This is a genomic window from Streptomyces zagrosensis, from assembly GCF_014203645.1.
GTDB lineage: Bacteria > Actinomycetota > Actinomycetes > Streptomycetales > Streptomycetaceae > Streptomyces > Streptomyces zagrosensis.
In genome coordinates this window covers 38128-51776 of the sequence record NZ_JACHJL010000017.1, presented here as the reverse complement: position 1 = coordinate 51776, position 13649 = coordinate 38128, and the positions used below count along the sequence as shown (strand labels likewise).

11 protein-coding genes are annotated in these 13649 nt (G+C 67.4%); 8 read left to right on the top strand and 3 right to left on the bottom strand.

Translation table 11 applies throughout. The features are described from left to right. Positions 1-9 precede the first annotated feature (9 nt). The 3 genes from FHS42_RS26960 to FHS42_RS26950 are packed head-to-tail and all read left to right on the top strand — an operon-like array spanning position 10 to position 5022. Positions 10-1398 carry a TrpB-like pyridoxal phosphate-dependent enzyme gene (locus FHS42_RS26960; RefSeq protein ID WP_184576404.1) on the top strand — a complete coding sequence of 463 codons (1389 nt, stop codon included), beginning with the start codon at positions 10-12 and terminating at the stop codon, positions 1396-1398. 40 nt (positions 1399-1438) lie between these two features. Next, complete coding sequence (locus FHS42_RS26955) at positions 1439-3340, top strand: FAD/NAD(P)-binding protein (RefSeq protein WP_184576402.1); 1902 nt, start codon at positions 1439-1441, stop codon at positions 3338-3340. 14 nt (positions 3341-3354) lie between these two features. Continuing rightward, positions 3355-5022: an AMP-binding protein gene (locus FHS42_RS26950; RefSeq protein ID WP_184576400.1), complete on the top strand. Its 1668-nt coding sequence runs from the start codon at positions 3355-3357 to the stop codon at positions 5020-5022. 151 nt (positions 5023-5173) lie between these two features. On the opposite strand, the gene FHS42_RS26945 is transcribed toward FHS42_RS26950, so the two are convergent. Then, positions 5174-6364 carry an FAD-dependent monooxygenase gene (locus tag FHS42_RS26945; RefSeq protein WP_184576398.1) on the bottom strand — a complete coding sequence of 397 codons (1191 nt, stop codon included), beginning with the start codon at positions 6362-6364 and terminating at the stop codon, positions 5174-5176. A 102-nt stretch (positions 6365-6466) separates the two neighbouring features. Here FHS42_RS26945 and FHS42_RS26940 point away from each other — a divergent pair, with 102 nt between their 5' ends. Then, positions 6467-7183, top strand: a complete 717-nt coding sequence (locus FHS42_RS26940) for a TetR/AcrR family transcriptional regulator (RefSeq protein WP_184576396.1) — start codon at positions 6467-6469, stop codon at positions 7181-7183. Between the two features lie 501 nt (positions 7184-7684). Here FHS42_RS26940 and FHS42_RS26935 read toward each other — a convergent pair. Next, positions 7685-8638 (bottom strand): alpha/beta hydrolase family protein, encoded by a 954-nt coding sequence (locus tag FHS42_RS26935; protein WP_184576610.1) that lies wholly within the window; start codon positions 8636-8638, stop codon positions 7685-7687. Positions 8639-8802: 164 nt separating this feature from the next. Here FHS42_RS26935 and FHS42_RS26930 point away from each other — a divergent pair, with 164 nt between their 5' ends. Further along, positions 8803-9174, top strand: coding sequence for a MerR family transcriptional regulator (locus tag FHS42_RS26930; protein WP_184576608.1), 372 nt, complete (start codon positions 8803-8805; stop codon positions 9172-9174). Positions 9175-9472: 298 nt separating this feature from the next. Here the strand turns inward: FHS42_RS26930 and FHS42_RS26925 are convergent, their stop codons facing one another. Next, positions 9473-9925, bottom strand: a complete 453-nt coding sequence (locus FHS42_RS26925) for a winged helix-turn-helix transcriptional regulator (protein ID WP_184576394.1) — start codon at positions 9923-9925, stop codon at positions 9473-9475. A gap of 94 nt (positions 9926-10019) precedes the next feature. On the opposite strand from FHS42_RS26925, the gene FHS42_RS26920 reads away from it, so the two are divergent. The 3 genes from FHS42_RS26920 (at position 10020) to FHS42_RS26910 (ending at position 13606) form a co-directional block, all read left to right on the top strand. After that, positions 10020-11306, top strand: a complete 1287-nt coding sequence (locus FHS42_RS26920) for an MFS transporter (RefSeq protein ID WP_184576392.1) — start codon at positions 10020-10022, stop codon at positions 11304-11306. A gap of 280 nt (positions 11307-11586) precedes the next feature. Beyond that, entirely contained in the window at positions 11587-12663 is a 1077-nt protein-coding gene (locus FHS42_RS26915; protein ID WP_184576390.1) for a phosphotransferase, read from the top strand. A 202-nt stretch (positions 12664-12865) separates the two neighbouring features. Beyond that, positions 12866-13606, top strand: a complete 741-nt coding sequence (locus FHS42_RS26910; RefSeq protein WP_184576388.1) for a class I SAM-dependent DNA methyltransferase — start codon at positions 12866-12868, stop codon at positions 13604-13606. Positions 13607-13649 lie beyond the last annotated feature (43 nt).

The window sequence follows — 13649 nt, the reverse complement described above, 5'->3', positions numbered from 1 at the left end:
GGAAAAGCAATGGCGAATGCAGAGTCCTCGCTGACCGCTGAAGACATCGTTCCCACGCACTGGTACAACGTGCTATCCGACCTCACCGGGGTTGACGACGCGGCGAAGCTGCGCCAGGCAAGGCCGGAGACCCGCAAGGATGGCGGCGCGGTCGCCCCGCAGATCCCGCTGTCTATGTACCGACAGAGCATGGGGCGCGAGCGATTCGTGGAGATCCCGCAGCCGGTGCGCGAGGAGTACCTGCGCTGGCGGCCGACTCCGCTCAACCGAGCACGTCGGCTGGAGCGGCTGCTCGACACCCCAGCTCGGATCTACTACAAGTACGAGGGCACCAACAGCACCGGCAGCCACAAGCTGAACACCGCACTGGCTCAGGCGTATTACTACAAGCAGGCCGGCATCACCAGCTTGACCACCGGCACCGGCGCCGGCCAGTGGGGCTCAGCCCTCGCCGTCGCCTGCCGTATCTTCGGCCTTGAGTGCACCGTCTACATGGTTCGGGTCAGTTACGCGCAAAAGCCCTACCGCCGGATCATGATGGAGATGAACGGCGCCAAGGTCATCTCCAGCCCCAACGAGCACTCCGAGGCCGGCCGCGCCGCGCTGGCCCGCGACCCGAACACCGATGGCAGCTTGTCCATCGCCAACGCGGAGGCCTTCGAGCACGCTCGCCAAGTCGAGCGCTGCAACCTCTCGGTGGGCAGCGGGGAGAATCACGTACTGCTGCACCAGACCGTGATCGGGCAGGAGGCGGTGCGGCAGTTCCACGCGATCGGCGACTTCCCGGATGTGGTGATCGGCTCGGTTGGCGCGGGCAGCAACTTCTCCGGCATCGCGCTGCCGTTCTTCCACGAGAAGGTGCGCGAGGGCTTGGAGACCCGGTTCGTCGCTGTCGAACCGGACGCATGCCCGAAGCTCACCAAGGGCCGTTACTCCTGGGACTACAACGACTACACCGGCATCACGCCGATGACCAAGATGTACACCTTGGGGCACACCTTCGTCTCCCCAGGCATCCACGCTGGCGGCCTGCGGTACCACGGCGCCGCACCCTTGGTAAGCGCCATGTACCACCAGAAGCTGATCGAGGCGGTGGCTTACCCACAACGCCCCGTGTTCGAAGCCGGCATCACCTTCGCCAACGAGGAGGGCATCATCCCGGCCCCCGAGTCGGCGCACGCCATCCGGGCCGCGATCGACGAGGCACTCCAGGCCAAGAGGGAGGGCAAGGAGAAGGTCATCCTGTTCAACCTCAGTGGTCACGGGCTGCTCGACCTGTCGGCTTACGAACAGTTCCTGAGCGGCAACATGACCGACATGGCGGCCTCGGACGAGTTGATCGCCGCATCGCTTGACCGCTTGCCGGTCATGGACGACCTGGGCGCGGCAGCCCGCTGAGAACGAGCATCACGGATGGGGGGACAGGCCCGTGCGACACATGAGTGAAGAGGTACTGGACGTCGCCATCGTGGGCACCGGTCCGCGTGGGATCTCGGTGTTCGAGCGGATCGCGGCCAACCTGACGGCCGAGCCAGAGCCGCGGAGCGTCAGAATCTGGCTGATCGACGCGGTGGAACTGGGGGCGGGTCGGATCTGGCGAACCGATCAGGAGACCTGCTTCTTGATGAACACCGTGGTAGGTGAGATCAGCATGTTCTCCGGGGTCTCCGACGGTGAGCCCTGTCGGCCGGGCGCCGGCCTGTCCTTCCAGCAGTGGTTACACGCGCAGCCGGACCCAGCACTGGCCGGTCTTGGCCACGATGACTACGCACCGAGGTACGCCTACGGCAGGTACCTGCGGTATGTGTACGACTCGGTGGTACGTGGGATGTCCGGACTCGGCGAGGTCGTCGAGGTGGTCGGCAAGGTCACCTCGTTACGGGAGGAGGGGAACAGCTACGAGCTTCGCGTGTCCACCGCGGACGATGACCTCACCGTGACCACCGACGCGGTGGTGATCACCACCGGGCACGCCCAGGCGGAGCTGTCCAAGCACCAGTGTGAGCTGGCGCGATTCGCACAGGGCCGGGCCGAACTCCGTTACCTCAGCGGGGATTCCGCCGCCGACCTGGACATTCCGTCGATCGCGCCGCGCACCGCGGTGGGTGTGGTGGGACTCGGTCTGTCCTTCTACGACATCTTGATGTCCTTCACCGTTGGCCGCGGTGGGAAGTTCAAGGAGAGCATCGACGGGGCGATGTTCTACGTGCCCAGCGGCAACGAGCCCTGGATAGTCGCGGGTTCGCGCAGCGGATTGCCGATCCGTTCGCGGGGCCGCAATCAAAAGGGGGTGACCGACCGCGCGGCGCCGAAGTTCCTCACCTCGGCCGCCATCGGCCGGCTGCGCGAGCGCAGCCTCCAGCACCGGGGCAGCCCTGCCCTGGACTTCGACCACGACGTGCTCCCCTTGCTACAGGCCGAGATCAACTATGTGTACTACACGACCCAGGCCAGGGCCCAGCACGGACCGGAACGTGCCGAAGCGGTAGCCGCCGAGCTCCGTACACTCGGCCCCGGACTGGCGAGATGGCGCGAGGTGGCTGTGCGCTACGCACTCCACGACGTGGAACCGGTTGACCTGGATCAGCTGTCCAGGCCGTTGCACGCCAAGCGGTTCAACTCCGGTGCCAGCCTGGTCGCCGAGGTGAGGCGCATCCTACGAGCCGACATCGCCGAGGCGCGTCAGGGCAACGTGGACAGTCCGCTCAAGGCCGCGCTGGACGCTATCCGGGATTCTCGCGAGGTGCTTCGGCACGCTGTGGACTTCGGTGGCCTGACCCCGCGCTCCCAACGGGCCGACTTCCTCGACCGGTTCGGCTCGCGCACCTCATCACTGTTCACCGGTCCGCCGCTGGAACGCACCGCGCAGTTCCTCGCCTTGATCGACGCCAGGGTGCTCGACATCGTAGGGCCGGATGCGGTGCACGGATGTGACGCCGAGCAGGATCGATTCTTCCTGGAATCGCCGGCCGTCGAGGGGTCACGCAGGTACTGCGACGTGCTCATCGACTCACGCATTCCCATTCCCGGTCTCGTACGCAACACCGACCCGTTGATGCGCCAGTTGGTTGCTGAGCGGATGGCCGTGGGGTTCGTGCACGGCGACGCCGAAGAGGTGTTCCACACCGGCGCCCTGCACATCACCCCAGCCGAGCGTCGGGTGATCTCCGCCGACGACCGGCCGCATCGGGCCATCTACGCGTTGGGCATCCCCACCGAAGGAGTGTGCTGGTTCACCCAAATCGGCAACGGCCGGCCAGGCGTGCTCACCTCCTACTCCAGGGACGCCGACGTGATCGCGCTCAGCGTGCTACGCCGGGCCAAGTCCAACGCCTTTTAGCGATCGGAGACAAGTTGTCTGGGCAGGACGATGCGTATCTGGAGTTCCGGGCCGCGCGGGACCTTCTGTTGCACGCCAAGGACCAGGACGCCGCGCGCAAGGCGTTTCGGTGGCCGCGGCCACGGCAGTTCAACTGGGCGATCGATTGGTTCGACCGAATCGCCGAGGGCAACGACCGGGTGGCCCTGCGCATCGTCGGGCAGAGCGAGTTGACCTTCCAGGAGCTGTCCCGACGTGCGGACCAGGTCGCCAGCTGGCTGCTGTCCCAGGGCGTACGGCGGGGCGAGGTGGTGATGCTGCTGATGGACAACCGGATCGAACTGTGGGAGCTGATGCTCGCGCTGATCAAGATCCGGGCCGTGGTCGCGCCCGCCTTCATCAGCATCTCGTCCGAGGAACTGCGCACCAGGATCGGCAGGGTCAGGGCCCAGCATGTGATCGCTGACCATCGGATCGTGCCGGGACTTCCCGCGGACGGACTCCAAACCAAGATCATCGTGGGTGGGCAGCACGAGGGCTGGGTTGACTTCGCCGCCTCGGCCGAGCATGAGGGCGACTTCGTACCGGAGGGACCCACCGAGGCCGACGAGCCGCTGTTCTACTACTTCACCTCCGGCTCCACCTCGCGGCCGAAGCTGGTGGTGCACACGCACGTCAGCTACGCCATCGGGCACTTGGCGAGCATGTACTGGAACGGGTTGGAGCCTGGGGATGTGCACCTCAACGTCTCCGCCCCGGCCTGGGCGAAGTACCCGTGGAGCTCGCTGTTCGGCCCCTGGAATGCCGAGGCCACCGTGGTGTCCATGGACAGCGCCGACGCCACCCCGCAGCGGCTTTTGGAGGTGCTTCAGGCCGGGACGATCACCAGCTTCTGCGCGCCGCCCAGCACCTGGCGCGCGCTGATCCGAACCGGGTTGCCCGGTGGCCTGCCCGGGTTGAGGCATGCGGTGAGCGTCGGCGAGCCGCTCATGGGTGACGTGGTCGCGCAGGTCCGCACGCTGGCCGGGGTGACCGTCCGCAATGGGTTCGGCCAGTCCGAGGTCACCGCCATGGCCGGGGTTACCGCCGCGTCCCCGGCCGACCCGATATCCATGGGCTACCCGCTACCGGGTTACGAGTTGGTGGTGGTCAGGCCCGGCACCGACGAGCCGGCGCAGGAGGGCGAACTGTGCCTTGACCTGGCCAACGAACCTGTCGGCATGATGCGCGGCTACCTGGACCCGGAGGACAACGCCACCAGCCATACCGCGGGCGGCCGTTACCGAACCGGTGACCTGGCCCGGTGGGACAGCGACGGGTCCCTGGTCTACCTCGGGCGGCGCAAGGACGTGTTCGAGGGGCTGGACGGGGCACTGATCGCGCCGCTCGAACTGGAGCACGTGCTGGTGCTGCACCCCGCCGTCGCCGAACTGTCCGTCGTACCGGTGTCCGAGGGCACGGCATTGGTACCCAAGGCGTACGTGGTGCTCTGTGCCGGTTGGAACGCCAGCCGGGCCACCGCAGAGGCACTGTTCGCGCACCTACGGGCACATCTGCCCGCGCCCAAGCTCATACGGTTCTTGGAGTTCGTGGACGACCTGCCGCGCACCGAATCAGGGAAGGTCCAGCGCGAGGCCGTCCGGGTGCTGCGCAGGTCCCGCGACGTCGAGTTCGCCGCCACACCGCCCGCCAACCAGGCCTAGCCCCGACCGTTCATGGACCCTTGCCGGTGCCCTCGTTTGCCGACCGATCTCATCGTTCACCGACACATCTCAAGGGGGGCGATGGCGCATTGCGGCAGTGCTGAACAGGCGCCTACCCGACCTTTCCCATGCTCAGCAGTGATCCGCCTGGTCACCTCCTGAGCTGGCCGAGCTCGGCTCGGTAGTCGGGCAAGGCGAGGGTGCTGACCTTCTGCCCTTCCTTGAGCATCCAGTTCAGCAGGAAGCGCCTGTTCAGCACACTGTTGCGGACGCGGAGACCGACTGCGGTGCCGGGAGCGAGGAACTTCCCTGTGCGTTCGCCACCCTTCTGACAACCTCGGGCATAGCTTCGCACCGCGTTCTCGTAGCGAGTGAAGGCCGCACGGTGGTCGCCGTTGGCCAGCGCGAGTTCGCCGGCCAACACGTAGGCGGCCACCACGCCGGTTCCGGTGCCCATGCCGCCGATGGTCGCGCCGCAGGCGGCGTCCCCCACAAGGCATATCCGGCCACGAGACCAGACGTCCACGTCCGCCCGGCTGATCGAGTCGAAGTACATCTCCGGGGCCTGCTGCATAGAGTCGAGGAGCCGTGGCACCTCCCAGCCGACATCGGCGAACGCCGTAGTGACCAGCGCCTTTTGCTGCTTCGGGGCATGCCGGTCGTATGTGAGCTGGGACGCGGCGAAGACGAAGAAGGCGCCGGCCTTCGCCGGATCGCGGTGGTCTGCACCGACGCTGGCGAGCCGCCCCGGCGTGTTGTAGGCCACCGAGCCCGGCCCGAGGCCCAGGTAGTTGGGCAACTGCCAGGTGGCGGCGTAGTAGCCGAGGTGTCGGACGAACCTCTCCTCGGGTCCGAAGGCAACCCGCCGCACGTTGGAGTGCAGCCCATCCGCGCCGATGACGAGGTCGAACTGGCGCGTGGCGCCGTGCCGAAAGCCCACCTGGACGCCCTCGGCAGTTTCGGTGAGGCTGGTGATCGAGTCGCCGAAGAGATACTCGGCGTACGGGAGGCTGTGCTCGTAGAGCACCCCGGCCAGGTCGCCGCGGGGCACCTCCACGTCGCCGCCGGCGAACTCGGCAGGCAGGTGCAGCAACTGCCGCCCGCGCTCGTCCACGAAGCGCATGGGACTGCCACCAGTCTGGATTCGGCGCAACTGTGCGAGCACGCCCAGCTGCTCCAGCACGCTCAGGTGTGTCTCACCGCGGAAGTCAACCGCCTGGCCGCCGCCTCGGATGGTCGGCGCCAACTCGACCACTGTGGGCTGGAAGCCGTAGCGGCCGAGCCAGTAGGCCAGCGCGGGGCCTGCAATGCTCGCACCGGATATGAGGACGCTCTTGCTCATGGAACCACTCCCTGCAAACTGTGTCCACTGGACACTGATTGTGAGTGTGTACGGTAGACACAGTTTTGGCAGCTTGCAAGACCGAGGACGGGAGCGGAGAAGATGGGTGATGAGCGGAGTGCGGCCGTACAGCTGCTCTGGGGCCCCCGCCCCAAGCCGGCGCGAGGGCCCAAGCCGGCGCTCAGCCTGGACCGGATCGCGCGGGCTGGCGTCGAAGTCGCCGATGCGCAGGGGCTGATCTGCGTGTCGATGCAACGGGTTGCCGGACTGCTCGACGTCACCAAGATGGCGCTCTACCGGTACGTACCCGGCAAGGCCGAACTGGTCGCGTTGATGGTGGAAGACGCGATCGGCGACGCCACACCGCCGAAGGGGCCACGCTGCGGTTGGCGAGAGCAGCTCGGCGACTGGTCCCGCCAACTGGTCACTGTCTTCCACCAGCACCCGTGGCTGTTGGACGCCACCGTCGGACCCAGGATCGTGGGGCCCAAGGAACTTGCCTGGATGGAGCGGGCCATCGCCGCGCTGGACGGCACCGGCCTCTCGGGGGCCGAGCGGATGGATGCGGTGGTGCTGCTGGCCGGCCACGTACGTGCCATTGCCCAGCAGGCTCGCGCGGCGGGTCCTGCGAGCAACCCCGAAGCAGAACTCAGCGTCACCCTTGGGGAGTTGATGCAGGCGCACGGCGAGCGCTACCCCGCCGTGACCGCCGCGCTGGCCTCGGCGACCCAGCACGGCGGGCAGGACCAGGCATGGGAGTTCGGCCTGCAACGCATCCTCGACGGCTTGGGCCTACTCATCGCCCAGCGCTCGCACTGATCCGCACCGGCCCACACCACGGCCCGACCATCGCGCAGCGGTCCCCGCCACGGATCGGCGCCCTAGGGTCGGCCGCGCCTTTTGTGGCGGCGGCGTCTGGACGCGGGACCTTCGATGGTGGAAACGGCTCGATGGCACCCGGGACCTGCGGCTGACCCGCTCATCAGTGAGCTGGCTCGGCTGCTGGAGCGGGGGCCGTTCGCGGACGCCTTGCGTGTAGCCATCGCGGCCATTTTGGTCTCACGTACGCCCGTACGGGGAGGTCAACCTCGGTATGGACGCCCGCCTCCACCTCGCCGCGGTCGAACTTCCGGGCCCCCGAGTACGGACGGACGCCGCCGACCTACAGGCATCTGAGCGTGCGTCGGTGTGGTCGGCCAGACCGGTCTCCAGGAAGTATCGCCGAGCTCGTGCACCCGGGTGCCAGACGCCGCGGTCGCAGGGCTGACGCCGCGTCAAGTGCTGCGACCGCCCCGGAGGTGCTCCGCTGCTCTCAGCGCCTCACTTGGATTCGATCCGCCCCATGGGGGCGATGCTCTCCGACAAAGCCTTCTGCACGGCGGTCCAGTTGGCGTCCTCGATGGCGAGTGCGTGGCGAAGGTAGGCCCAGGTGACCCGTTGGATCAGGGCCACGCGCTCGGGGTTCTCGTCCGTCGTCTCCCGGACTTCGTAGCCGGCGATTCCGCCGAGGGAGTGCTCCGCCCCGAACAAAGTGAGCAGGCTCTTGGGCCCCGGGCTCAGGTGGTACGGGTCGGTGAGCCACTCCGGCCCCCTGACGGACAGCGGTGATTCGTCCTTGTCCCCCGCGACCACGAGGGTCGGCGTGGTCATGTGCGCGAAGTCCGGCCCCTTCAACCACGGGAGGTTCTCGGCCGCGAAGGGGGTCAGGTCGGCTCCGCCCCTGCCGGCCGTAGCAAGCAGCACGCCCGCCTTGATCCGCGAGTCGGACAGGTCTTCCGCACTGTTGCTCACCGGATCGAGGACGCGAAGGCCCAGGAGATTACCCGCCGTCTGGCCGCCGAAGGAGTGTCCTGCCGTGGCAATGCGGCTTCGATCCAGGCGCCCACTGAGACCGGGAACGGCGGCCTCCAGCAGATCAAGCTGGTCAAGGATGCGCTTTACGTCCTGGACGCGAAAGCGCCAGAGCCGCGGTGTGCGGGGATCGCCCTGGGGAAGACCCACGGTCCTGGAGTCCAGATGGGTGGGCTGAATCACCACGAAACCGTGAGTAGCCCAGAAGTCGGCCAGAGGACCGTAGCCGTGCAACGACGACCCGAAACCGTGCGAGAAGACGATGATCGGCAGTTCGCTCCCGGTTGTCGGCGCGGAAATTCTTACGTGCAGACCCTCACCGCGGCCCGGTGCTTCCAGCACCACTGGCTTCACCGAGACGATGGGGGCGGGGGCGGGGGCGGTGATGGCGACGTTCGTGGCTGCCGCGTCTGATGCAGTCATCAGTTGATATTCCTTCGCATGTCCGCTGGGAATGCTGTCGAACAGGGTGGTCACGGTCTCGTCCTGCGCCTCGGCGGAGGGAGTGAGCCGTCGCGAGATACGCTAAAACCTGACGCTGACGTCAGAGGCAAGAAGTGTGGTCCGGCTCACATCGGAGAGACATGATGCGTATCGGCGAGCTCGCCACCAGGACAGGCGTCAGCGTTCGGGCGCTGCGCTACTACGAGGAACAGAACTTGCTCGCCTCACAACGCAGCCCCAGCGGCCAGCGGCAGTACCCGGACAGCTCGGCCGACCGTGTCCAGCTGATCCAGCAGTTGTACGCCGCCGGGCTACCGAGCAAGGCGATCGCGGATCTGCTGCCGTGTGTCGTGAACGGTGAGGCCACGCCAGAGCTGCTCGACCGGCTTTCGGCGGAACGGGATCGCATCGACAGCCGGATCGGCGATCTGGTGGACGCCCGGGACAGGCTGAGCACTGTCATTGCCGCCGCCACGGCGAACTGGCGAACAGGCCAACGCTGCCCAATCCAGTAATCAGCATGCCGGGCTCTGCGGCTGGGCATCGAGATGCCCCGCGATCGACCCATTGATGAGCAAGGTCGATAAGTGGCGGCGCGCGGCCTGCTCGACAACGCATCATGCCCATACATGTCGGAAACCGGCCGGGCGAGCCGGAATTCAAGAAGCACGAGCGGGGCTTCGAGCTCCCCGACTACAACGGCCAGCTCACCTCGCATCGTTCTCGTTTCGCGCGTGCCCGCCCCAGGTGGCCTCCATCACCTGGGGCGGGCACGACGCTGTGCGGAGCAAGGAGTTGGAGCAGCACGTCAGGTCACCGGGTGGAGATCTTATGGACGGTGGTGTCGTCGGGGTCGAGCCGTCGCCCGTCCGCAGACAACACTTCGAGTGCACGCAGGCGATGTCCCCCTCGGCGATCGACCAACTGTGAGTGCGGTTCACCAGGGGCGAAGAAGTTCTGTTCGCCCCACTGTCGCAGCGCCACGATGACGGGAAAAAGCGCCTCGCCCTTCGGAGTCAGTACGTACTCGCGATAGGCGCTGCCGTCCGAGGCGGGGACGGATTCAAGGACACCACCGGCGACCAAGGTGCGCAGCCGCGCGGTGAGGATGTTCTTCGCCACGCCAAGGCTGCGCTGGAACTCTCCAAAGCGCCGGCTTCCGTCGAAGGCGTCCCGCACGATCAGCAGGGACCACCAGTCGCCGATCGCGTCCACGGATCGGGCGACGGGACATTCGCTGTCGTCAAAACGCGTCCTGGTCACCATGGCTTCCTTCTCTCACATCGGTTGCAACATGCTACCAAAAAGGCTAGCGTCGCCACTGGTAGCAAGTTGAAACCAGATGTACGGAGGAGTGCTGATGCCCGGTAACGGTGAGGCTGCGACACAACACAGCCAGGACCACAGCGGGGAAGGTTCCGCGTTCGTCCTGTCCCGTGGCGTCGTCATGCTGTTCGCCGTCGCCTGCGGGGCCGCGGTGGCCAACGTCTACTTCTCCCAGCCGCTCCTGGTGACCATGGGCCACGACCTCGCCATGAGCCCGGCACTCGTCGGAAGCGTGGTCACCCTCACGCATGTCGGATACGGAATGGGGCTCTTCTTCCTCGTGCCGCTGGGCGACGTGGCCGACCGCAGACGGCTCATCGTGGCCCAGTTGCTGCTCCTAGTGGTGGCGCTGACCGTGGTAGCCGCCGCCCCCACGGCGGCAATCTTGCTCGCGGGCATGGCAGCGATGGGGCTTCTTGCGGCCGTCACGCAGACGCTGCTGACCTTCGCGGCAGCACTGGCCCATCCCGCCGGGCGCGGACGGGTCGTCGGTCTGGTGACCAGCGGCGTGGTCATCGGAATCCTGCTCGCCCGCACCGCATCCGGCCTCATGGCCGATCTCGCGGGCTGGCGCACCGTCTACCTCGCCTCGGCGTCGCTCACCGCCCTGCTCGCCCTGGTCCTGTATCGAGTGCTGCCGCGCCACGGCGACGCTCCACCGGCGACCTGGCGCTACGGACAGCTCCTACGCTCCACGGTCACCCTGTTCGCACGAGAACGACTGCTGCGGCTCCGAGCCCTGTTCGGCCTGTTGATCTTCGCCTCCTTCAGCACTCTGTGGAGCAGCGTCGCACTGCCGCTCAGTGAGGCCCCGTACTTCTTTTCCCACAGCGCGATCGGGGCGCTGGGCCTGATCGGTGTCGCTGGGGCCCTGGCCGCGACCGTGGCGGGCCGCCTGAATGACCGCGGACTCTCCCAGCGGACCACCGGCATCGCCCTGGCGCTGCTCGCCGCCTCATGGCTGCCTTTGGCCTTCACCCGTAGCTCGCTGTGGGCCCTGGTCATCGGGGTGATCCTGCTCGACTTCGCCGTGCAGGCGGTCCATGTCACCAACCAGACACTGATCTATGCGCTGCACCCGACCGCGGGCAGCCGGCTGATCGGCGGATACATGGTCTTCTACTCGGTCGGCAGCGCCACCGGCGCCATCGCCGCGACCTCCCTGTACACGGTGGCCGGCTGGGGTGCCGTATGCGCACTGGGCGCCGCGTTCAGTTGCCTGGGGCTCGTGGTGTGGGCGTTCACTCGACACAGCACTCCGGGGCCCCGCCGCCAAGGTGACCCCTCGCAGCGAGGCCCGAGTGCGCTCGCTAAACGTTGAGTGACGGGCGCGCGGCAGGTCGCAGGGGCGTGCGCGGGCTCTGCCGGGCAACGCCCCGTACACCCCCGCAGCCTTTCGGCCACGGAGACACCCCGGGTGTCGCCCTCCGCTGAGCTCCGCCTGGGCCCAGACATGCCCAGGCAGCCGAGCCGTCGTGCTTCACATGCCACAGCACCAGGCCGATGTTCTGCACGCAGCCCCCGTGGCTCTACGGTGCTGACATGACGAGCGATCAGCGTCTTCGCCCTTCGCATTGCGAAACGACACGTGAGGTGGCCTTGTGGCACCCAGCCCCCGTCTCTCTTCCGTGCTCGACAAAGCGAACGCCGCCGAGAGCGCCGAGACGCTGACCGGTCTCCTGCGGGACGGAGGCGCGCTGCCCGGCGATGGTCGCGTCGTGGCGTCGCGAGTGGCTCGGATGGGCGGGTCCGGGCTGGTGGGCGCGGTCGCCAGAGTGCACCTTGAGTACGCGGCGGGGAAGCCGGCTGGGCCCGCGTCGTTGGTCTTGAAGACCGCATCCGACGTCTTCGACGAGGGGCCACAACTGGCCGCTATGGAGGTGAAGTTCTACCGCGGCGTCGTTCCCACACTGCCCGAGGCGCTCGCCCCCTTGGTGGTTGGCAGCGGACTCGACGAGCGAACCGGCCAGAGTTGGTTATTGCTTGAGGACCTGGGCGACAGCGGCTTCGTCAGACAAATCGACGGCTACTCCGACAGCCAGGCGCTGGCTGCGGTCCGCAAGCTTGCCGTCCTGCACGCCCACTGGTGGGGACGCGACCTGCCGCGCGATCTGCGTTGGCTCACCGCGCCCCAGGACTCCGCGGTCGCCGGCTTCTGCGCGCGGTGGCTTCGCTCGTACGGTGGTCCATGGCCGACCGCACTGGGGGACGCCCCGCGCCGGCTGCTGGCGGGATACGACAAGCTCGCTGCTCGGCTGGGCGCGTCACCCCGTACCGTCGTGCACGGGGACTTCCACAGCCAAAACATCGCCTTTGGTTCGGGCGGCCAATCGCACGATGCCCGGTTCATCGACTTCCAGTTCGTGCAGCACGGTTGCGGCCCACTGGACGTGGCCAGACTGCTGGCCACCAGCCTGCGCACGGAGGTACGTCGCGAGATCGAAACCGCGCTGGTGCGGGAGTACCACGGCACGCTCGTGGCGCGCGGAGTCGAAGGGTACGAACTCGACCGCTGTGTGGACGACATTCGAGCGGCGTTGCCGTGGAACCTCGCCACTCCCCTCGCGCTGCACGTCATGGGAATCCAGCGGGAGGGCCGCCACTGGCCGCTTCGGCTGCCGATTGTCGAACGCTGTCTCGCGGCCATCGACGACTGGGGAGCTTGGAACGGCCGCTGACGCGCGCTGCCAGCGGCTCCAGGGCACGAGACTTCGGGGCGGGTGTCCGGTACCTCTCGGCGCCGACCGATGGCCCGAAGTCCCCTATCCGCGCCTCGCGTTACCTGGTTGCGGCACGACCTCGGTGCGTCCGCGCCATGCCGCCGCTTCCCCGGTGGAAAACCAGGCGCGTCCAGTACACCGCGGGCGGTACCGTCGCGGGATGCGTGCTGAGGACGGCTACTTCGGGGAAGACATCGCGGCCGACTACGACGAGTCGGCCGCGGATATGTTCCGGCCAGAGGTGGTGGACCCGGCGGTTGATGTGTTGGCCGAACTCGCCGGTGCTGGGCGGGCACTCGAACTCGGCATCGGCACCGGGCGGATCGCGCTGCCACTGGCCAACCGCGGGGTTTCGGTGCACGGCGTCGAAATGTCCCGCGCCATGGCCGCCCGGCTCAGCGCCAAGCCGGGCAGCGACGCCATCGACGTGACCATCGGTGACTTCGCGACGACGCGAGTGGGAGGCACGTTCTCAGTGGCCTACCTCGTCTTCAATACGATCAACAATCTGACGACGCAGGATGCCCAAGTGGACTGCTTCCGCAACGTCGCCGCCCAACTGAGGCCCGGGGGCTGTTTTGTCGTGGAGGTGGGGGTCCCGGATCTACGCCGCCTGCCGCCGGGGCAAAACGCCGTACCGTTTCGCATCAGCCCGACGCAGTGGGCGTTCGACACCTACGACGTGGCCACCCAGGCGATGAGTTCGCACTACGTCACCATCGCCGGCGAGCGCGCCACGTACTGGTCCGTCCCCTTCCGGTACGTGTGGCCCGCGGAGTTGGACCTGATGGCCCGGCTCGCCGGGCTGCGGCTGCGTGATCGGTGGGAGGGGTGGTCCCGCGCGCCGTTCACCGGCGAGAGCCAGCAGCACGTCTCCATCTGGGAAAAGCCCGCTGACTGACCAAGATCAGTTCTGTGGTTTTAGCATGGTCTGGCCTGGAAGA

Excerpts from the sequence above, each read along its gene's own strand:
- FHS42_RS26960 (WP_184576404.1), top strand. The coding sequence starts at position 10 with ATGGCGAATGCAGAGTCCTCGCTGACCGCTGAAGACATCGTTCCCACG.
- FHS42_RS26955 (WP_184576402.1), top strand. The coding sequence starts at position 1,439 with ATGAGTGAAGAGGTACTGGACGTCGCCATCGTGGGCACCGGTCCGCGT.
- FHS42_RS26945 (WP_184576398.1), bottom strand. The coding sequence starts at position 6,364 with ATGAGCAAGAGCGTCCTCATATCCGGTGCGAGCATTGCAGGCCCCGCG.
- FHS42_RS26940 (WP_184576396.1), top strand. The coding sequence starts at position 6,467 with ATGGGTGATGAGCGGAGTGCGGCCGTACAGCTGCTCTGGGGCCCCCGC.
- FHS42_RS26935 (WP_184576610.1), bottom strand. The coding sequence starts at position 8,638 with ATGACTGCATCAGACGCGGCAGCCACGAACGTCGCCATCACCGCCCCC.
- FHS42_RS26930 (WP_184576608.1), top strand. The coding sequence starts at position 8,803 with ATGCGTATCGGCGAGCTCGCCACCAGGACAGGCGTCAGCGTTCGGGCG.
- FHS42_RS26925 (WP_184576394.1), bottom strand. The coding sequence starts at position 9,925 with ATGGTGACCAGGACGCGTTTTGACGACAGCGAATGTCCCGTCGCCCGA.
- FHS42_RS26920 (WP_184576392.1), top strand. The coding sequence starts at position 10,020 with ATGCCCGGTAACGGTGAGGCTGCGACACAACACAGCCAGGACCACAGC.
- FHS42_RS26910 (WP_184576388.1), top strand. The coding sequence starts at position 12,866 with ATGCGTGCTGAGGACGGCTACTTCGGGGAAGACATCGCGGCCGACTAC.